The 19,199-nt window shown below is 71.3% G+C and carries 15 protein-coding genes and 2 pseudogenes; 11 read left to right on the top strand and 6 right to left on the bottom strand.

The features are described 5' to 3' along the window. Positions 1-4 precede the first annotated feature (4 nt). The 3 genes from EAO75_RS17510 to fdhD are packed head-to-tail and all read left to right on the top strand — an operon-like array spanning position 5 to position 3,541. Positions 5-1,828: an NAD(P)H-dependent oxidoreductase subunit E gene (locus tag EAO75_RS17510; RefSeq protein WP_147995972.1), complete on the top strand. Its 1,824-nt coding sequence runs from the start codon at positions 5-7 to the stop codon at positions 1,826-1,828. After that, positions 1,825-2,685: a 2Fe-2S iron-sulfur cluster-binding protein gene (locus EAO75_RS17505; protein ID WP_147995971.1), complete on the top strand. Its 861-nt coding sequence runs from the start codon at positions 1,825-1,827 to the stop codon at positions 2,683-2,685. Before EAO75_RS17510 ends, EAO75_RS17505 begins: the two co-directional genes overlap by 4 nt. Positions 2,686-2,692: 7 nt before the next feature. Further along, positions 2,693-3,541 carry a formate dehydrogenase accessory sulfurtransferase FdhD gene (fdhD, locus tag EAO75_RS17500; RefSeq protein ID WP_147995970.1) on the top strand — a complete coding sequence of 283 codons (849 nt, stop codon included), beginning with the start codon at positions 2,693-2,695 and terminating at the stop codon, positions 3,539-3,541. A 75-nt stretch (positions 3,542-3,616) separates the two neighbouring features. Here fdhD and EAO75_RS17495 read toward each other — a convergent pair whose 3' ends face one another. Beyond that, positions 3,617-4,426, bottom strand: a complete 810-nt coding sequence (locus EAO75_RS17495; RefSeq protein WP_147995969.1) for a LysR family transcriptional regulator — start codon at positions 4,424-4,426, stop codon at positions 3,617-3,619. Between the two features lie 134 nt (positions 4,427-4,560). Between EAO75_RS17495 and EAO75_RS17490 the strand changes: the two genes are divergently transcribed. Beyond that, positions 4,561-5,280, top strand: a complete 720-nt coding sequence (locus tag EAO75_RS17490) for an SDR family oxidoreductase (protein ID WP_147995968.1) — start codon at positions 4,561-4,563, stop codon at positions 5,278-5,280. A gap of 3 nt (positions 5,281-5,283) precedes the next feature. On the opposite strand, the gene EAO75_RS17485 is transcribed toward EAO75_RS17490, so the two are convergent. After that, positions 5,284-5,721, bottom strand: a complete 438-nt coding sequence (locus tag EAO75_RS17485; protein ID WP_147995967.1) for a MarR family winged helix-turn-helix transcriptional regulator — start codon at positions 5,719-5,721, stop codon at positions 5,284-5,286. A 100-nt stretch (positions 5,722-5,821) separates the two neighbouring features. Between EAO75_RS17485 and EAO75_RS17480 the strand changes: the two genes are divergently transcribed. The 3 genes from EAO75_RS17480 to EAO75_RS17470 all read left to right on the top strand — a co-directional run bounded on the left by EAO75_RS17480 (position 5,822) and on the right by EAO75_RS17470 (position 10,010). Beyond that, positions 5,822-6,739 carry a zinc-binding alcohol dehydrogenase family protein gene (locus EAO75_RS17480; RefSeq protein WP_147995966.1) on the top strand — a complete coding sequence of 306 codons (918 nt, stop codon included), beginning with the start codon at positions 5,822-5,824 and terminating at the stop codon, positions 6,737-6,739. Positions 6,740-6,871: 132 nt separating this feature from the next. After that, positions 6,872-8,755: a sialidase family protein gene (locus EAO75_RS17475; protein ID WP_147995965.1), complete on the top strand. Its 1,884-nt coding sequence runs from the start codon at positions 6,872-6,874 to the stop codon at positions 8,753-8,755. A 19-nt stretch (positions 8,756-8,774) separates the two neighbouring features. Further along, the gene (locus tag EAO75_RS17470) at positions 8,775-10,010 is read left to right on the top strand and encodes a DUF4185 domain-containing protein (protein WP_147995964.1); all 1,236 of its coding nucleotides are present in this window, start codon (positions 8,775-8,777) and stop codon (positions 10,008-10,010) included. On the opposite strand, the gene EAO75_RS17465 is transcribed toward EAO75_RS17470, so the two are convergent. Next, positions 9,946-10,956, bottom strand: coding sequence for a bile acid:sodium symporter family protein (locus EAO75_RS17465; RefSeq protein WP_187284478.1), 1,011 nt, complete (start codon positions 10,954-10,956; stop codon positions 9,946-9,948). The two genes, EAO75_RS17470 and EAO75_RS17465, sit on opposite strands and share 65 nt — an antisense overlap. Before the next feature lie 182 nt (positions 10,957-11,138). Here EAO75_RS17465 and EAO75_RS17460 point away from each other — a divergent pair. Continuing rightward, positions 11,139-11,951: pseudogene (locus EAO75_RS17460) on the top strand (LysR substrate-binding domain-containing protein); the annotation flags it as partial. 259 nt (positions 11,952-12,210) lie between these two features. On the opposite strand, the gene EAO75_RS17450 reads toward EAO75_RS17460, so the two are convergent. Further along, complete coding sequence (locus EAO75_RS17450; protein WP_187284488.1) at positions 12,211-13,182, bottom strand: Lrp/AsnC family transcriptional regulator; 972 nt, start codon at positions 13,180-13,182, stop codon at positions 12,211-12,213. Positions 13,183-13,300: 118 nt separating this feature from the next. Between EAO75_RS17450 and EAO75_RS17445 the strand changes: the two genes are divergently transcribed. Both EAO75_RS17445 and EAO75_RS17440 read left to right on the top strand, forming a co-directional pair. Beyond that, positions 13,301-14,800, top strand: coding sequence for an MFS transporter (locus tag EAO75_RS17445; protein WP_147995961.1), 1,500 nt, complete (start codon positions 13,301-13,303; stop codon positions 14,798-14,800). A gap of 250 nt (positions 14,801-15,050) precedes the next feature. Then, the gene (locus EAO75_RS17440) at positions 15,051-16,877 is read left to right on the top strand and encodes an AMP-dependent synthetase/ligase (protein WP_147995960.1); all 1,827 of its coding nucleotides are present in this window, start codon (positions 15,051-15,053) and stop codon (positions 16,875-16,877) included. A gap of 16 nt (positions 16,878-16,893) precedes the next feature. Here the strand turns inward: EAO75_RS17440 and EAO75_RS17435 are convergent, their stop codons facing one another. Continuing rightward, positions 16,894-18,330 carry a PQQ-dependent sugar dehydrogenase gene (locus tag EAO75_RS17435; protein WP_147995959.1) on the bottom strand — a complete coding sequence of 479 codons (1,437 nt, stop codon included), beginning with the start codon at positions 18,328-18,330 and terminating at the stop codon, positions 16,894-16,896. Between the two features lie 44 nt (positions 18,331-18,374). Beyond that, complete coding sequence (locus EAO75_RS17430) at positions 18,375-18,917, bottom strand: polysaccharide lyase (RefSeq protein WP_261989324.1); 543 nt, start codon at positions 18,915-18,917, stop codon at positions 18,375-18,377. A 7-nt stretch (positions 18,918-18,924) separates the two neighbouring features. On the opposite strand from EAO75_RS17430, the pseudogene EAO75_RS47435 reads away from it, so the two are divergent. Next, positions 18,925-19,199: pseudogene (locus tag EAO75_RS47435) on the top strand (hypothetical protein); the annotation flags it as partial.

The raw sequence follows: 19,199 nt of genomic DNA, 5'->3' as shown, positions 1-19,199 counted from the left end.
ATAAGTGGACCTGCACTTCGGCGACAGCAAACCGACGGACGACGAACGGGCGGCCGTCGACGCCCTGCTCGGACCGCCCGAGTCCTCCTGGGAGGGCGCCGACCGCTCCGACGCCGACCTGCGGTGGGCACGGGGCGGGCGCGCGGCCCGGGACCGCCGCGACCTGCTGTTGCCGGGGCTGCACGCGATCAACGACCGGATCGGCTGGATCAGCGAGGGCGCCCTCGACTACCTGTGCCGGCGGCTGACGGTGCCGCCGTCGGAGGCGTACGGGGTCGCCACCTTCTACGCCATGTTCTCGGTCAAGCCCCGCCCCGCGACCGTGCTCCACGTGTGCACGGACCTCGCCTGCGCGGCCGCCGGGGCGAGCGAGCTGTGCGCCGGGATCGAGGCGCGGCTCGGGCTCGGCAGCGGGGTGAGCGTGGAGCGCAGCCCGTGTCTGGGGCTGTGCGAACGGGCTCCGGCGGCACTCGCGATCAAGGCCGGGGAACCGGTGCGTACGGCGGTCTCGGCGCCGGCGACCGTGCACGACGCCGTCCTCGCCGCGAGCGCGCCGGACTCGGCGCCCGAGGAGCCGGCGGCCGTACTGGCGGTGCCGCAGGCGGGCGACGGCGACCTGGTTCTGCTCCGGCGGGTGGGCGTGGTCGACCCGGCCTCGCTGGACGACTACCGCGCCCACGGCGGCTACACCGCACTGCGCCGGGCCTTCGAGCTCGGTCCCGCCGGAGTCATCCGCGAGGTCGGCGACTCCGGCCTGGTCGGGCGTGGCGGCGCCGCCTTCCCCACCGGCCGCAAATGGCAGGCCACGGCGTCGCAGCCCGACCATCCCCACTACGTCGTCTGCAACGCCGACGAATCCGAGCCGGGCACCTTCAAGGACCGCGTCCTCATGGAGGGCGACCCGTACGCGCTGGTCGAGGCGATGACGATCGCGGCGTACGCGACCGGCGCCCACAAGGGCTACCTGTATCTGCGCGGCGAATACCCGCGCGCCCTGAAGCGCCTGGAGCACGCCATCGCGCAGGCACGCGCGCGTGGCCTCCTCGGCGACGACGTCCTCGGCCAGGGCTACGCCTTCGACATCGAGATCCGGCGGGGCGCGGGGGCGTACATCTGCGGCGAGGAAACAGCGCTCTTCAACTCCATCGAGGGCTACCGGGGCGAACCGCGCTCGAAGCCGCCGTTCCCCGTGGAGAAGGGCCTGTTCGGCAAGCCGACGGTCGAGAACAACGTGGAGACGCTTCTCAACGTCCTGCCGATCCTGACCATGGGCGCACCGGCGTACGCGGCGATCGGCACGGCGAAGTCGACCGGGCCGAAGCTGTTCTGCGTGTCCGGGAGTGTCGAGCGGCCCGGCATCTACGAGCTCCCGTTCGGCGCGACGCTCGGCGAACTGCTGGAGCTGGCCGGGGTCCGGGACGGGCTGCGGGCGGTGCTGCTGGGCGGCGCGGCCGGCGGCTTCGTACGGCCGGACGAGCTCGGCATCCCGCTCACGTTCGAAGGCACGCGGGAGGCGGGCACGACGCTCGGCTCGGGTGTCGTCATGGCCTTCGACGACACGGTCCCGCTGCCGCGGCTGCTGCTGCGCATCGCGGAGTTCTTCCGCGACGAGTCGTGCGGGCAGTGCGTGCCGTGCCGGGTCGGGACCGTACGTCAGGAGGAGGCGCTGCACCGGATCGTCGAACGGACGGGTGTGGCGGCCGCCGATGACATCGCCCTGCTCAGAGAGGTCGGCCGCGCCATGCGGGACGCCTCGATCTGCGGTCTGGGGCAGACCGCGTGGAACGCCGTGGAATCCGCCATCGACCGACTGGGGGCGTACGAATGACCGTGACACCGCTGGGGATTCCGCGCCGTCTGCTGGAGTTCACGATCGACGGGGAGCCGGTGCGCACACCCGAGGGGTCGACGATCCTCGACGCCTGCCGGGCGGCCGGGAAGGACATCCCGACGCTGTGCGAAGGGGACACGCTGCGGCCGAAGAACGCCTGCCGCGTGTGTGTGGTGGAGGTCGAGGGGGCCAGGACCCTGGTCCCGGCCTGCTCGCGCAGGGCCGAGCCGGGCATGGAGGTCCGCACCGGCACCGAGCGCGCCCGGCACAGCCGCAAGATCGTCCTTGAGCTGCTCGCCTCCTCGGTCGATTTGTCGACGACTCCGCGGGTCGCCGAGTGGATCAAGGAGTACGAGGCCAAGCCGGACCGCTTCGGCCCGGACGCGGCCCGGCTGAACGAGGAGCCGAAGGTCGACAACGATCTGTATGTGCGCGACTACGACAAGTGCATCCTCTGCTACAAGTGCGTGGACGCGTGCGGGGACCAGTGGCAGAACAGCTTCGCGATCTCGGTCGCCGGGCGGGGGTTCGACGCCCGGATCGCCGTGGAGCACGACGCCCCGCTCACCGACTCGGCCTGCGTGTACTGCGGCAACTGCATCGAGGTCTGTCCCACGGGCGCCCTGTCGTTCAAGTCGGAGTTCGACATGCGGGCGGCGGGCACGTGGGACGAGACGAAGCAGTCCGAGACGACGACCGTGTGCGCGTACTGCGGTGTGGGCTGCAACCTCACTCTCCACGTGCAGGACAATGAGATCGTGAAGGTCACCTCGCCGCACGACAACCCGGTGACCCACGGCAACCTCTGCATCAAGGGCCGTTTCGGCTACCAGCACGTACAGAACCGGGACTGAGGCACACATGGGACGAGTCACGGAACGACGCAAGGTCATCCGGATCCGGGACGGGGCGGTCTCCAGCCGCCCGGACACGCTCGTGGCCGAGGAACCGCTGGAGATCCGCCTCAACGGCAAGCCGCTCGCGATCACCATGCGCACCCCCGGCGACGACTTCGCGCTGGCGGCCGGTTTCCTGGTGAGCGAGGGTGTGCTGGCCGAGGGGTCCGACCTGCAGAACATCGTCTACTGCGCGGGCGCCACGGTGGACGGCTCGAACACGTACAACGTGGTCGACGTGCGGACCGCGCCAGGGGTGACCATCCCCGACATCACCCTCGAACGGAACGTGTACACGACGTCGTCCTGCGGGCTGTGCGGCAAGGCGTCGCTGGACGCCGTCCGTACGACGGCCCGCTGGCCGATAGCCGACACTCCCCCGGTCCGGGTCGAACCCGAACTGCTCGCGAGCCTCCCCGACCGGCTGCGCGCGGCCCAACGGGTCTTCGACCGGACCGGGGGCCTGCACGCGGCGGCCCTGTTCACCGAGGACGGCGAGCTGCTGGACATCCGGGAGGACGTGGGCCGGCACAACGCGGTCGACAAACTGGTCGGCCGGGCCCTGCAGAACGACGGCCTGCCGCTGTCCCGGACGATCCTGCTGGTCTCCGGCCGGGCCTCCTTCGAGCTGGCGCAGAAGGCGGTCATGGCGGGGATCCCGGTCCTGGCGGCGGTCTCGGCGCCGTCGTCGCTGGCCGTGGACCTGGCCGCGGAGACGGGCCTGACCCTGGTGGGCTTCCTGCGGGGCAGCTCCATGAACGTGTACGCGGGCGAGGACCGCATCGCCCTGCGGACCGCGGCCGCCCAGGGGTGACCGCCTCCCCGCGGCACGGCGGCGGGACCCCGACGGCGGGGAGCGCCCCCTGCGCCGAGGGGTCCCGCCTCAGTCTCAGCCCTGCGCGGCTGCCACGAACTGCGCGATCAGCGGGGACCTGCGGCCGGCGTCCCAGGCGAGCAGCACCTCGTCGGGAGCGGCGTCCGTGACGGGTACATAGGTGATGTCCGGGCGCGAGTACTGCTCGGCGACCGAGACCGGTACGAGGGTGATGCCGGTGCCGGCGGCCACGCGCTCGAACTTCTCCTCGATGGTGCGGATCGGCACGTCGTCCGGCCGGGGGTCGACGTAGCGCAGCCAGGTCTCGCCGTCCAGGTCGGCGCGCAGGAGTTCCTGCTTGCCGGCCAGCCGGTGCTCGGCGGGCAGCATCGCCACCCTGGCCTCGGTGTACAGGGGCAGCAGTTGCAGGCCCTGCTCGCGGATCGGGTGCCGTACGTAGGCGAGGTCGACGGTCCCGTCGAGGATCAGGCGCTCCTGGTCGTCCCATTCCACCCGGCGGGCCATGACGTCGACGTCGGGGTGGGCGGCGCCGAAGGCGCGCACGGCGGGTGTGACGACGACGCCTGCGCGAAACCCCACGACGAACCGGCGCGGACCGTGCGCGGCGCCCCGCACCCTGCGCCGGGTCGCGTCGGCCGAGGCCAGCAACTGACGTGCGTCGTCGAGCAGTTGAGTGCCTGCCGCAGTCAACGTCACGCCATGGCTGTCCCGTACGAACAGCTCGGCGCCCAAGTCCTTCTCCAGCGCCCGGATCTGACGGCTCAGCACCGGCTGGGCGATGTGCAGCTGCTCGGCCGCCCGCCCGAAGTGCAGCAGTTCGGCCACGGCCACGAAGTAGCGCACTTTCCGCAGGTCGAGGTCCATGGCCGCCCCTTCCGTCGGTGATGCCTTCAGGGTATCGCCACCGCCGAAAGAGGTCTTGGACGCCGGGACGTGGGCGACCGCAGGCTGGACGGCACAAGGCAGTCACGAGTCGAGCACCACGGAAGGGACACCCCATGAGCCTGCGAGGACAGCGGATCGTCGTCATCGGCGGTACGGCGGGTATCGGACTGGCGGTCGCGCAGGCGGCCGCAGGTGAGGGCGCGCAGGTCGTGGTGGCCTCGCGTCGGCAGGAGAGCGTGGACGCCGCGCTGAAGCGGCTGCCCGAGGGCGCCGAGGGACACGTCCTGGACGCGACCGACGAGGAGGCGGTGCGGGCGTTCTTCGGACAGGTCGGCGCCTTCGACCACCTGGTCTTCACGGCGGGCGAGTCGCTGCTGATGGAGAGCCTGGCCGAGTCGGACCTGGGCCGGGCCCGGCGGTTCCTGGACACGCGGCTGTGGGGCGCGTACACGGCCGTCAAGCACGGCGCCGGGTCGATCCGGCCGGGCGGCTCGGTGGTGCTGACGACCGGCACGGCCGCCCGGCGTCCGATGCCGGGCACGAGCGTCGCGGCGAGCCTGTGCGGGGCGATGGAGTCGCTGACCCGTGCCCTCGCCCTGGAGCTCGCCCCGGTCCGCGTCAACGTGGTCTCCCCCGGCGTGGTCCGCACCGAGCTGTGGCGGGAACTGCCGGAGGCGGAGCGCGAGGGCCTGTACACCTCGTCCGCCGCGTCGCTGCCCGTCGGCCGCGTCGGCGCGCCCGAGGACGTCGCCGAGGCCTATCTGTACCTGATGCGCGGCGGCTACAGCACCGGTTCGGTCGTGGTGGTGGACGGCGGCGGAACGCTGGTCTGAGGCTCAGCCGCGCGTACCGGAAATCCGGATCAACAGGTCCATGAACTGGTCGCGTTCGGCCGCCGAGAGCGGGGCGAGGAGCGCGTCATTGGCCTCGCGGGCCGCCTTCTCGCAGCGCCCCAGCAGGCGTGCGCCCTCGTCCGTGAGGGAGACCGCGTTCTTGCGGCGGTCCCTGGGGTCCGGCTCGCGGACGACCAGGCCGGCGGACTGGAGGTCGTTGAGGATCCCCACCAGGTCCTTGGGGTCGAGCTGGACGCCGCGGCCGAGATCCGCCTGGGCGACGGGAGCCAGGTCGCGGACGGCGGAGAGCACCACGTGGTGCCACATCTTCATGCCCTGCGCCGCGAGCGCCTCGGCCACCAGCGCACGGCCCCGGGCCGCCGCACGGCCGAGCAGCCAGCTGGGGAGGGAGCGGATCGCGGGGAGCGGAGCGTCGGGCATGGAGGCACCCTACCGGGAATTCGTTGGACTTCCCAACGACTGGCCGATAGCTTCGGCACCACTGAAAACCGTTGGGATTCCCAATGACCTTGGAGGTGCGATGCGGCGTGTCCGCTACGAATCCACCGGCGGGCCCCTCTTCCTGGAGGAGGCACCCGTCCCGGAGCCGGGCCCCGGCGAGCTGCTCGTCCGCTGCGAGGCGATCGGCGTCACGCTTCCCGTCGTCCGCAAGGTCACCGAGGCCGCCGAGCCCGTTCCGCTGGGCGGCGAGATCGCGGGCGAGGTCGTGGCCGTGGGCGCCGGAGTCGGCCGTTTCGGCGCCGGCGAGCGGGTGACCGGGCTGTGCTTCGGGCACGGATACGCCGACTACGCGCTGCTGCGCGAGGCCATGGCCTCCCCGATTCCCGACACGGCCACGGCCGTCGACGCCGTCGCCCTTGTGCGCAGCGGTCTCGTCGCGCTCGGCGCACTGGAGGCCGCCCGGCCCGAGCGGGGAGAGGCCGCACTGGTCACGGCTGCGGCGAGCGGGGTCGGGCATCTCGCCGTGCAGCTCGCACAGGCGCGGGGCGCGGGGCGAGTCGTGGGTGCCGTGTCCGATCCGGCCAAGGCGGACTTCGTGCGATCCCTCGGCGCCGACGACGTGGTCACGTATGGAGAGGAGAGCTGGGGAGACCCCGTCGACTATCTCCTCGATGCCGTCGGCGGCGACATTTTCCGACCCGCCCTCGCGGCGCTCACGCCGGGCGGGCGTCTCGTGGCATACAGTTCGGGCGGTGGGACGATTCGGGCATATGACCTTCTTGTCGGCGCCAAGTCCGTCATCGGGTTCCAGATGGCACGGATCGCTCGCGGTGAGCCGGAGTTGTACGAGCGATGGCGGCGAGAGCTGTGGAGGCTGTTTGAAGTGGGGGCCGTCAAGCCTGTGGTGCATGGGGAGTTCGCGCTGGAAGATGCCTCTCAGGCGCATGCGGCGATCGAGTCGCGGGTCAACCGAGGGAAAGCAGTACTCCATCCGTGACATGACACGTGCACGGTTCTTGTGATGTATGCGATAGCCCAACTAACGTCTGTGATGCGCACTTTGGACGTGGGATGTCCGAATGTTCAGATGCCTGGACGCATGACCAGACGATGAAGGGCGGGCCGCACCATGCCGTCAAGAGTTCGCGCACGTCTCAGAGCTGCCCTGGTCGCGGCCGTCGCCCTCTCGGCGACGGCCGCGACATTAGGTCCCGCAGAGTCCCAACCGGCGAAGACGGTCCCGTCGTTCGAACAGCAGGTTCTGTTCAAGGCGTCCCAGGATCCCGGGTACGCCTGCTTCCGCATCCCCGCGATCGTGAAGAGCAAGGACGGCACGCTGCTGGCGTTCGCCGAGGGACGGGTGCTCAACTGCGGCGACGCCGCCGACATCGACCTCGTGCTCAAGCGGTCGACCGACGGCGGGCGCACCTGGGGACCGCTCCAGGTCGTCAACGAGGGCAACGGCAACACCCACGGAAACCCGGCGCCGATCGTGGACCGCGAGACCGGGCGCATCCTGCTGGCCGAGACGTACAACACGGGCCGTACCGACAGCGGCAGTTGCTCCGTCCCGTGTGATCGCACTCCCCACCTCCAGTACAGCGACGACGACGGCCGGACCTGGTCCCAGCCGCGCGATCTGAGCAGCGAGATACTGCCTGCGGACTGGAACTCCTGGTACGCCACCGGCCCCGTGCACGGCATCCAGCTCACCAAGGGCAAGCACGCCGGACGTCTGGTCTTCGGCGTCAACACCGAGACCTGGAACGGCAGTCGGGTCACCGACAACCACGCCGCGCTCATCATCAGCGACGACGGCGGCGACAAGTGGCGGGTCGGCGCCACCGACTCCTGGCCCATCTCCGCCACCGACCGCACCTTCCGCCAGAAGCCGTCCGAAGTGACCCTCACCGAGCGCACCGACGGCAAGATCATCATCAGCGGCCGGGAACAGGACGGCACCGACCTCGGGCACCGCTCACAGACGTTCAGCAGCGACGGCGGCGAGAGCTTCACCGGGCCGTTCGACGACCTTCCGGACCTCTACACGCCCCAAGTCCAGGGCGCCACACTCCAGTTGGGCAACCGGATACTGCTGTCCGCCCCCGGCGACCCGGACCGCCGGCGGACCATGATGATCCGCAGCTCCTACGACGGCGGCGACACCTGGGAGAGCGCGGACCGCGGCAAGGTCGTCACCACGGACTGGTCGGGGTACTCCGACATGGTGGACGTCGACGCCTCCACGGTGGGCCTGATGTACGAGGGCGGTGCCGTCGACGCGCGGGACGAGATCCGCTTCGCCCGCTTCAACGAGGACTGGCTCGGCCCGCGCCGCGGACCCGACCCGACCACGGCCGACCTCGCCATCGGCGCACCCCGCGCGACCGTCCTGGGCGGCCCCGAGGTGACTGACGGCGTGCTCGGCAAGGCGGTGGAGTTCGACGGCCGCGACGATGCCATGAGGCTGCCGTACCGCTCCCAACTGCCCCTGGGCTCCGGTGAGTTCACGGTGTCGCTGTTCTTCCGCTACTCCGCGACGAGCGGCGAGCAGCCGTTCCTGTGGATGGGCGGGATCGGCAGCACCCAGCCGCAGATCTGGCTGCGCGGCGAGCCCGACAACGACCGGGTGCGCGCCCTGATCACCACGCGTGAGGGGTTCGGGACCGTGCACACCTCGTCCGTGTGGGCCGGCGGTGCCGCCAACGACGGCCAGTGGCACCATCTCGCCCTGCGSCGCGGCGGCGGACGGCTGACGCTGTTCCTGGACGGCAGGGCGGTCAGCACCACCGACGTGCCCGGTTCGGTCAGCCGGAACTCGCCGTTCGGCGTGCACATCGGCCAGCGCATGGACAGCCGGGCCTTCCTCACCGGCACGCTCGACGACGTACACGTGTGGAACCGGGCGCTGGGTGAGGAGGAGCTCAACGCCGCCGCGGCGCAGGCCGCATCCCGCAAGAAGGTGAACACCCTCGACACCGTTCTGTGGTTGCCCATGGACCAAGTGGGCTGAGGCCACTAACGTCCCGGGCGTGCCCGACGACACACGAGCACGGCAGCGCACGGGAACCGGCCTCGGATTCCTGCTGGCCCTGGTTCTCGCGGCCGTGCTGCTCACCGCCCTCCCGGACGACGGCGAACGGGAGGGCGGTGGCGCGTGCGCACCGCACTCGGTCGCGTCCTGGTCGGCGGACGAGGGCCTGACCGCCGAGTTCGCCCGCTACGGCGACGACCCGATCCGCACGGACGACTGGACCGGCGGCGACGGCACGCACTCGGTGCGGCTGCCGGACGGCCGGATGCTGTGGCTGTTCTCGGACACCTACCTGGGGCAGGTGCACGCGCCGCCCAACCCGTTCGGCGAGTCCTACACCTGGCGGGAGGCGTCCGCTCCTCTGGTGCGCAACTCGGCGGTCGTCATGCGCGACGGGCGTCTGCAGAGCACGCTCCCCGCTCCGCTGTTCCCGGATCCCGCCCCGAACCAGTGGCGCTGGCCGGTCGCGGCCCGCGTCGAGCCCCGCTCCCCCGGCTCCTCGGAGCGGGTGCTGCGGGTGCTGCTGTGGGTGCGCACGGCCGGGCAGTCACCCTGGATCTACGGCGTGCCGACCGCCACCGAGGTGGCCACGCTCTCGTTGCCGCAGCTGCGGGTCGAGTCGGTCGTGAGGGTCCTCGACCAGCAGCTGGTGCCCGATCCCTCACGGCGGGTCCTGTTCGGGACGACCCTGGTCGAGGAGGACGGCTGGAGTTATGTCTTCGGCGGCGACGACGGTCAGGCGGCCTCCCGTCCGGTCTCGCACGCCTACGTCGCGCGCGTGCCGAAGGGGCGGCTCGCCGAGCCGGGCGCCTGGCAGTACTGGAACGGCTCCGCGTGGGCGAAGCCGGGGAAGCGGTGGCGACCGGTGCTGGGGGACGGGCAGGGCACGGGGGTCGGGAGCGCGTTCTCGGTGGCGCGGGTGCGGGGGACGTACGTGCTGTTCACCATGGCCGCCGGCASCGACGGGCTGACGAGTGTGACCTCGTACTGGGCCTGCTCGCCCGTGGGCCCGTGGCGCGGGCCGACGAAGGACTTCAGCCCGTCGCTGCCGCCGGGCGGCCAGGTCGCCGCCTACAACCCGCAGGTGCACCCCGAACTGAGCGGTGACGGCCGTCTGGTGCTGAGCTACGACGTCAACTGGCTCGACACCGGCAGCGCGGCGGCGCAGCTCAACCGGAACGTGTCCCTGTACCGACCGCGGTTCGTGACTCTGCGGGCGGCGCCGACACGGTGATCGTCTCCGGGGCGTCGTGGGCGCGGCGCTTGGCGATGACCGCGCACACCATCAGCTGCATCTGGTGGAAGAGCATCAGCGGCAGCACGGCCAGCGAGGCATGGGCACCGAACAGGACGCTCGCCATGGGCAGTCCGGCGGCCAGCGACTTCTTCGAGCCGGCGAACTGGATCGCGATGCGGTCCTCGCGGTTGAAGCGCAGGGCCTTGGCGCCGTACCAGGTCAGGGCGAGCATCACGGCCAGCAGGACCGCCTCGACGACGAGCAGGCCGCCGAGCCGCAGGGGGCTCACCTGGTGCCAGATGCCCTGGACCATGCCCTCGCTGAACGCGGTGTAGACGACCAGCAGGATCGAGCCGCGGTCGACGAGCCCGAGGGCCTTCTTGTGCCGGGCGACGAAGCCACCGATCCAGCGGCGCAGCACCTGTCCGGCGGCGAACGGCACCAGCAGTTGCAGCACGATCTCGACCACCGAGTCGGCCGAGAAGCCCGCGCTGCTGCCGAGCACGGCCGCCGCGAGGAGCGGGGTGACGACGATGCCGACCAGGGAGGAGAACGAACCCGCACAGATCGCGGCGGGCACGTTGCCGCGGGCCATCGAGGTGAAGGCGATGGACGACTGGATGGTCGACGGGACAAGGGTGAGGAAGAGCAGGCCCTGGTAGAGCGGCTGGGTCAACAGCACCGGGACGAAGCCGCGGGCGGCCAGACCGAGCAGCGGGAAGATCAGGAAGGTGCAGGCCAGGACGGTGACATGGAGCCGCCAGTGCTTCAGGCCGTCCATCGCCTCACGGGTGGACAGCCGGGCGCCGTAGAGGAAGAAGAGGAAGGCGATCGCGGCCGTGGAGGCACCGGACGCCGCGTCGGCTCCCGTCCCGCGCGCCGGGATCAGGGCCGCGAGGCCCACGGTCCCGAGCAACAGCAGGATGTACGGGTCGATCGGCATCCAACGCGGCCATTGCAGGCGTTTCACTGTGCTCCACTACTTCGCTGTCAGCGTCGCTGAACTTCCGGTTCCGGGCACGGACGTGCCCTCTCCATCGTCCTCCGGCGGTCAGCGATCGGGAATCCCACATACCACTCTGACTGTCATCACGTTCCGCGATGACAAAGGGGTAGCCTGGCGGCGTGTACGACCCCTCCCACCTTCGTACGTTCCTCGCGGTGGCCCAGACGCTGAGCTTCACGCAGGCCGCCCGCCGGCTGGGCCTGCGCCAGTCGACGGTCAGCCAGCATGTACGGCGGCTGGAGGACGCCACCGGGCGGCCGCTGTTCACCCGGGACACCCACTCGGTGGAACTGACCGAGGACGGCGAGGCGATGCTCGGTTTCGCCCGCCGGATCCTGGAGGTGCACGAGCAGGCCACGGCGTTCTTCACCGGTACCCGGCTGCGGGGCCGGCTGCGCTTCGGCGCGTCCGAGGACTTCGTGCTGACCCGGCTGCCGGAGATCCTGGAGGGCTTCCGGTACGAACACCCCGAGGTCGACCTGGAGCTGACGGTCGAGCTCTCGGGCACTCTGCACGAGCAGCTCGCCGCCGGGAAACTGGACCTGGTGCTCGCGAAACGACGCCCCGAGGATCCGCACGGCGAACTGGTCTGGCACGACCGGCTGGTGTGGATCGGCGCGGAGCGGCTCCGCCTGGAGCCGGACCGTCCGGTGCCGCTGATCGTCTATCCGCCGCCGGGGATCACTCGGGCGCTCGCGTTGGAGGCGCTGGAGCGGCAGGGGCGGGAGTGGCGGATCGTGTGCACGAGCGGGAGCCTGAACGGGCTGATCGCGGCGGCGCGGGCCGGGCTCGGGGTGATGGCGCACTCGCGGGGGCTGATTCCGCCGGGGCTGGTGCGGGTGCCGGAACGGTCCGGGCTGCCGGGACTGGGGCGGGTGGACTTCGTGCTGGTGCACGGGCGGCGACGGACGGCGGCTCAAGGGGCTGCGGACCACCACACCGGCCGCTCTGACCGCGGTCGGCAAGGCCCTCGCCGCCCACGACGAGATCGCCCACGCCGCGGCGATCGCGGGCCCGTGCAGCATCGTGGCGACGGCGGCGGCTCAAGGGGCTGCGGATGCGTTGGCGGGGGCGATCCTGGCGGGTGGGGATCGGTTGCACCGGCGGTGAGTGCTCCGGGGTGCGGCCATTTTCGACTGCGGGTGCTTCGTGGCTGGTCGCGCGGTTCCCGCGGCCCCTGGGCGGGGCGCTTCAGCGCGGCGGGATCTGATACGTCAGCTGCTTCACGCGCCGTAGGAACACCGACGACTCCACGTGCTGCACCCCGTCCAGCTGCCCGAGCGGGCCGCTCAGGTACGTGTACAGGTCCGCCGTGTTCCGCACCACCGCCGTCGCCACGATGCTGCACGGGCCCGCGATCGCCGCGGCGTGGGCGATCTCGTCGTGGGCGGCGAGGGCCTTGCCGACCGCGGTCAGAGCGGCCGGTGTGGTGGTGATCCACAGAACGGCGGCGACGGGAAAGCCGATGGTCTCCGAGTGGTACTCCACGTCGACGTACACCGCCCCGGACGCCAGCAGCGCGGCGAGACGGCGCTTGACCGCGGACTCCGAGCGGCCGGTGGCGCGCTGGAGCTCCGGGTAGCCGGCGCGTCCGTCGCGTTCCAGGGCGGCCACGAGAGGCTCGTCCTCCGGGTCGATGCGGGCCGGTCCCGCGGCGCCGGGGGCGGGCCGCAGCGCGGCCTTCTGCTCGTCGGTGAGCGCCCGGAACTTGCTGAGCCAGCCCGACGGCCCGCCGTAGAAGCGGTGCAGTATCTGGTAGGCCCTGATCTCCAGGACGCGCGGCGTGCGCGGCAGTTTGCCGAGCAGGAGGTCGTCGCGGTCGCCCGGGCTGCGCGGACGGGTGCCGAAGATGACCTCGGTGCCGCCGGAGGCGATGCCGATCCAGTTGGTGTCGGGCCGCTTGGCGAGCGCGTCCGCGATGGCCTGGGCGCTGTCCGGGACGCAGCGCAGCCGCAGCGTCCACTGGTCCTGGCCGAGGCGCACGGCGTCGCGCACGGCGACCACCCTGAGGCCGCCCTCGGCGCACAGGCGGCGGTAGCGGCGGGCCACGGTCTGGTCGGAGACCCCGAGCACCTCTGCGAGCCGGGCGAACGACGCCCGGGCGTTGACCTCCAGTGCGTCGAGCAGTTGCAGATCGAGCTCGTCGAAGATGTCGGATTCCATCCTCACGACGGCATCTCCTGTCGGGTTCCGGCGGCTGAACGCCTCATGCAACCGTATTCGGCCGCTCGCGGCCCATCGTACGGACGCATACACAACTCGCACAGGAGGGGACGAAGACATGCGCACATGGGGGCCGCTCACGGCCGTGTGCCTGAGCACGTTCATGTTGTTGCTGGACGTGACGATCGCGATCGTCGCGCTGCCGGACATGGCTCGGGCGCTGGACGCGTCGCTGAGTGATCTGCAGTGGGTGATGGACGGGTACGCGCTGGCGCTGGCCGCGCTGCTGCTCGGGGTGGGGGCCGCGGCCGACGTGCTGGGGCGGCGACGCGTCCATGTCGTGGGCGTGGTGGTGTTCGCGCTCGCGTCGCTGCTGTGCGGCGTCGCGACCGGGCCGGGAATGCTGGTCGCCGCCCGGGGCCTCCAGGGGATCGGCGCGGCGGCCATGTTCGCCACGACGCTGCCGCTGCTCGCCTCCGTCTACCAGGGCAAGCGGCGCTCGATCGCGCTCGGCGTGTGGGGTGCGGTCAGCGGGGCGGCGGCCGCCGTCGGCCCGATCGCCGGCGGGCTGCTCACCGACGGGCCGGGCTGGCGGTGGATCTTCTACGTCAATCTGCCGGTGAGCGTCGTCGCGGTGTGGCTGACGCTGCGGGTGGTGCCGGAGTCGCGGGGTGCTCGGGGCCGTCGTATCGACTGGGCGGGCACGGTGACGTTCGCGGCGTTCGCGGGCGCCTTGACCTACGGGGCCGTGCGGGCCGGCACCCATGGGTGGGGCGAGACCGGGACCCTCGCGTGGTTCGCCGGGGCGGTCTCGGCGCTGGTCTGCTTCGTCGTCGTGGAGCGGCGGGTCGCCGATCCGCTGCTGGATCCGCGGCTGTTCCTGCGGCCCGCGTTCTCGGGGGTGATGGCGGGTGGGCTCGCCTTCAACGCGGCGGCATTCGGTGCCATGGCGTACACCTCGATCTGGTTGCAGACGCTCCTCGGGATGAGCCCGGTGCGCGGCGGCGCGGTGTTCCTGTGGCTGTCGCTGGCGTCGTTCGTGGTCGCGGCGCTCGGCGGGCGGCTGCTGCACGGGGTGCCGGCGCGGCTCACCATCGGGGGCGGGCTGCTGCTGATCGGCGGGGGCCAGTACTGCATGGCGGTCCTGGACGCCGGGTCGACGGCGAGCGCCCTGGTACCGGGGCTGGTGCTGGTGGGCGTCGGTACGGGGCTGGTGTCGCCCGGCATCGCGGGGGCCGCGCTGGCCGCCGTACCGCCGGAGCGGGCGGGCATGGCGGGCGGTGCGGTGAACACCTTCCGACAGCTCGGGTACGCGCTCGGCATCGCGCTCTACGGCACCGTGCTCACGTCCCGTATGCGGGACACGCTGCCCGAGGAGGCGGCCCATGCCCTCGCGGGCGGCGGCGCCGGTGCGCTGCGGGGCACCTTCGGCGAGGAGACGCTGCGCGCGGCCTTCGCCGACGGGCTGAACTCGGTCGCGGTGGCGGCGTGCGCGACGGCGGCGGTGGCCGGGGTGCTGGTGCTCGTCCTGGTCAGGAGGCCGACCGTGACGAAGACCTCGGTGACAGGTTCGGCCACTCGTACGCTTACAGAGGAGACGACGGCACGCAGGGGATGACATGATCGAAAGGACTCGTACCCGGTAATCGGGTCGTACAGATTCGGTGGAGATTACGGGTCCGAAACTTACTCAACCGTCAGTTTTCTGTCCGACCCTTCCCCATGTGAGCGCATTTTCCTGCGCTGACCAGTGCGTACCTGAGCCTCGCTCGGCTTTCGCCCCCCTCCCGCCCTCACGGCGGGTGGGGTAGCTTTCACGGCGCTGAGCGGAGCTTTTCAGCCGAGGCATTCGGAGCGGGGAGCGGGGTTTGCGCGAGTTCACCAACCCTCCGTTGGCGTTGGCACCGCCGGTGGGCGGCCTGGCCGACGTCGTCTTCCAGCATGCCCAGGAGGACCCGCTGTATGTCGTCCTGGGCCGCAAGGACGAGGACGGCCACTGGCGGGACGTCACCGCCGCCGAGTTCCGCGACGAGGTCCTGGCCCTGTCCAAGGGCCTGCTGGCCCGGGGGATCCGGTTCGGCGACCGGGTCGCGATCATGGCCCGCACACGCTACGAGTGGACGCTCTTCGACTTCGCGCTGTGGACGATCGGCGCGCAGGTGGTGCCGATCTATCCCACCTCCTCGGCCGAGCAGTGCTTCTGGATGCTGTACGACGCCGAGTGCTCGGCCGCGATCGTCGAGCACGAGGACCACGCCATGACGATCGCGACCGTCATCGACCGGCTGCCCCGGCTGCACCAGCTGTGGCAGCTGGACGCGGGAGCGGTGCAGGAGCTGTACGACGCGGGCGCCCACCTCGATGACGACGTTGTCCACCGCCATCGGCAGGCGGTCACACCGGACTCGACCGCCACCGTCATCTACACCTCGGGCACCACGGGGCGCCCCAAGGGCTGTGTCGTCTCGCACGGCAACTTCATGTACGAGGCCGACACCGTCATCGAGCGCTGGGAGCCGGTGTTCCACTCCAAGAAGGGCGACGAGGCGGCGACCCTGCTGTTCCTGCCGCTCGCGCACGTCTTCGGGCGGATGGTGCAGGTCGCGGCGATCCGCGGCCGGGTCCGCTTCGGTCACCAGCCGCAGATGAACGCGGCCGCCCTGCTGCCGGACCTCGCCGCGTTCAAGCCGACCTTCTTCCTCGCCGTGCCGTACATCTTCGAGAAGGTCTTCAACGCCGCCCGCCGCAAGGCCGAGAAGGAGGGGCGGTCCGGTCCCTTCGAGAAGGCCGTCGAGGTCGCCGTCAAGTACGCGGACGCCGTGGAGGCCAGGGCGTGGGGCATCGGGCCCGGCCCGTCGGCCGGCCTGCGCATGCAGCACCAGCTGTTCGACAAGCTCGTCTACTCCAAGATGCGGGCGGCGATGGGCGGCCGGATCCGGCAGGCGATGTCCGGCGGTTCGGCGATGGACCGGCGCCTCGGGCTGTTCTTCGCGGGCGCGGGCGTGCACATCTACGAGGGCTACGGCCTCACCGAGTCCACGGCGGCGGCGACCGCGAACCCGCCCGGGCGCACCCGCTACGGCACCGTCGGACAGCCCATCCCCGGCATGACCGTGCACATCGCGGACGACAGCGAGATCTGGCTGCACGGCGCCAACATCTTCCAGGGCTATCTCAACAACCCGAAGGCCACCGACCAGGCCCTGCACGACGGCTGGCTGGCCACCGGTGACCTGGGCTCCCTCGACGAGGACGGCTACCTCACCATCACCGGCCGCAAGAAGGAGATCCTGGTCACCTCCGGCGGCAAGAGCGTCTCGCCGGGCGTTCTGGAGGAGCGCGTCCGGGACCATCCGCTGGTCTCGCAGTGCATCGTCGTCGGCAACGACCGCCCGTACATCGCCGCCCTGGTCACCCTCGACCAGGAGGCCGTGGAGCACTGGCTGATGATGCGCGACAAGCCCCAGCTGACGCCGGCCCAGCTGGTGCGCGACCCCGACCTGGAGACCGAGGTGCGGCGTGCGGTCGTCGCCGCCAACACCCTGGTCTCCCAGGCCGAGTCGATCCGTACCTTCCGTATCCTCGCCCAGCCGTTCACCGAGGAGCACGGGCTGCTCACGCCGTCACTGAAGCTGAAGCGCAAGGCGATCGAGAACGCGTACTCGGGCGAGGTCGAGGCGCTCTACCAGGCCTGAGCGAGCGCCGGGCCGGTCAGCCGATGGTCACGCGGAAGACCTTGTCCGAGCCGGCCGGCTCACCGCCGTTGTTGTCGCAGTTGGTCGTCGACAGCCACAGCTGGTCGGCGCCCGGCACCTTGCTGACCGTGCGCAGCCTGCCGTAGGTCCCGACGTAGTACGCGCTCGCCGCACCGACGTTCTCGGTGTCACCGTCGATCGGGATGCGCCACAGGCGTTCGCCGCGCAGGGCGGCCATGTAGACGACGTTGCCGACGACGATGCACTGCGAGACCAGCGGATGGTCCCGGACGCGCTCCTCCAGAACGCCCGGCGAGACGCTCTTGCCGCCGGAGGTGACCAGGATCTCCTTCGGGTTGGTCATGCCGGTCACGGAGCAGGTGCCCTCGCAGGTGGGCCAGCCGTAGTTGGCGCCCGGCTTGACGAGGTTGAGCTCGTCGTAGGCGCTGTTGCCGAACTCCGCCTCCCACAGCCGGCCGCCCCGGTCGAAGGCGAGGCCCTGGGGGTTGCGGTGGCCCAGGGAGTAGACGTGGTTGCCGAAGGGGTTGCCGGGGGCGGGCGCGCCGTCGGTCGTCAGGCGCAGGATCTTGCCGTTGAGGGAGTTCTTGTCCTGGGCGAGCGCGGCGCTCTGGGCGTCGCCCGTGGAGGCGTACAGGTAGCCGTCCGGGCCGAAGGCGAGGCGGCCGCCGTTGTGGTAGCGGTTCTTCTTGATGCCCTGGAGCAGGATCGTGTAGCCGCTCAGGCTGCTGCCGTCGTAGGTCATGCGCGCGATGCGGTTGCCCTCGGCGGCCGTGTGCATGAAGTACACGCGGTGGTTGGCGGCCCAGTCGGGGTCGACGGCCACGCCGAGCAGCCCGCCCTCACCGCCGGTGGTGACGACGTTCGGCACGCTGCCGACCTGGGTCCTGGTGCCCTCCTTGGTCAGCCTGAACACCTTGAAGGTGTCGCGCTCGGTGAGCAGGGCACTCGCGCCGTCGGGCATCCACTCCGTGCCCCAGGGGATGGTCCAGCCGGTCGACACCGTGCCTATGGAGGTGGGCACGCCGCCGTCCGTGGCGCAGGCCCGGGTGGTGAAGGTGACCGGGTCGCTCTGCCCGGAGACGTTCCCGGCCGCGTCCCGGGCCACGACGTTCAGGCTGTACGGGCTGTCGCAGGCGAGCCCGGTGAGGGTGATCGAGGTCGGGGCCGGTGTGCCGGTGACGGTCCCGTAGACGGTGGCGCCGCTGCGGATGTCGTACGCCGCGACCGCCTCGTCGTCGGTCGAGGCGCCCCAGCTCAGCACGGCGCTGTTGGCTGTGACATCCGTGTACGTCGGTGTTGCGGGCGTCGCCGGCGGGCCCGCGTCGGCGGCACGGGACGGCGGGGCGGCGCTGAGGAGGGACAACAGCAGGCCGGACAGGGCGGTGAGGAGTAAGCCGGCGTGGGGACGGCGGCTGGCGGTGCCGAGGTGCATGGGGGCCACCTCCAAGTGGTGGGGGGAGGTCGAGCGGGCAGGGCTCAGACGAGTTGGTAGCCGCGGAGGTTCCTGAGCAGCAGGTGACAGTCCTGGAGGGAGCCCGAAGTGTCGCCGAGGCTGCGGTAGATGCCCCACTTGGGGCGCACCCGGTCGGCGAGGAAGGTGTCGACGCCGCTGCGCGACTTGTCGATCAGCGTGGTGCCGCCGCTCTTGAGGATCCAGCGCACCGAGCCGGACGAGCCGTCGCCGACCTTGATCTGGAAGTCGACGTCGGTCCATGTGTCGTGCAGCGGGTCCAGGGAGGTGCGGCCGATGAGGGTGCCCGAGATGGGCAGCTGGAGTTCGATGGTCTGGGCGCCGTTCACCCGGCGCAGCGACTGCACGACGATCGGCGAGGAGCCGGTGCCGGGCTGCTTCATCTGCATGATGTGCGTGAAGGTGGTGGTGGCCTTCAGCGAGCTCGGGATGTACATGGAGTACGTCACCCGCCAGGTCTGGCCCGGCAGCCACTTCAGATAGCCGGAGGACGTGCGCAGTCCGGTGACCTCCTGGCGCTGGCGGTCGGTACTGGTGTCCCGGTCCACCGTGTGCATGGTGAAGCGCCAGTTGTCGCCGTCCGCGCGGATGTGCGGCTGCCCCGCAGGGTGCGAGTCGGCGCGGTCGTCCTCCAGCGTCTCGAAGGCGCGCAGGCCGTCGGAGTTCGCGGAGGGGGACCACTTCAGCCGCCAGGAGGCGGCGCTCGCGGGGGTGGCGGGCAGGCCGACGGTGGCGCCGACCGCGCTTGATCCTCAGGTCGTCGCCCAGCTGTTGGTACGGCGGTCGAGCGATCCGCTGAACCGGCTGACGGCCCGCGAACGGGAGGTGCT

This window comes from Streptomyces sp. UW30, from assembly GCF_008042075.1.
Taxonomy (GTDB): Bacteria; Actinomycetota; Actinomycetes; order Streptomycetales; family Streptomycetaceae; genus Streptomyces.
The sequence above is the reverse complement of the archived record's forward strand: the minus strand, read 5'-3'. Positions and strand labels throughout refer to the sequence as shown.

Bases quoted from the DNA above. Each gene is read 5' to 3' on its own strand.
- EAO75_RS17505 (WP_147995971.1), top strand. From the start codon at position 1,825: ATGACCGTGACACCGCTGGGGATTCCGCGCCGTCTGCTGGAGTTCACG.
- fdhD (WP_147995970.1), top strand. From the start codon at position 2,693: ATGGGACGAGTCACGGAACGACGCAAGGTCATCCGGATCCGGGACGGG.
- EAO75_RS17495 (WP_147995969.1), bottom strand. From the start codon at position 4,426: ATGGACCTCGACCTGCGGAAAGTGCGCTACTTCGTGGCCGTGGCCGAA.
- EAO75_RS17490 (WP_147995968.1), top strand. From the start codon at position 4,561: ATGAGCCTGCGAGGACAGCGGATCGTCGTCATCGGCGGTACGGCGGGT.
- EAO75_RS17485 (WP_147995967.1), bottom strand. From the start codon at position 5,721: ATGCCCGACGCTCCGCTCCCCGCGATCCGCTCCCTCCCCAGCTGGCTG.
- EAO75_RS17480 (WP_147995966.1), top strand. From the start codon at position 5,822: ATGCGGCGTGTCCGCTACGAATCCACCGGCGGGCCCCTCTTCCTGGAG.
- EAO75_RS17465 (WP_187284478.1), bottom strand. From the start codon at position 10,956: ATGCCGATCGACCCGTACATCCTGCTGTTGCTCGGGACCGTGGGCCTC.
- EAO75_RS17450 (WP_187284488.1), bottom strand. From the start codon at position 13,182: ATGGAATCCGACATCTTCGACGAGCTCGATCTGCAACTGCTCGACGCA.
- EAO75_RS17445 (WP_147995961.1), top strand. From the start codon at position 13,301: ATGCGCACATGGGGGCCGCTCACGGCCGTGTGCCTGAGCACGTTCATG.
- EAO75_RS17435 (WP_147995959.1), bottom strand. From the start codon at position 18,330: ATGCACCTCGGCACCGCCAGCCGCCGTCCCCACGCCGGCTTACTCCTC.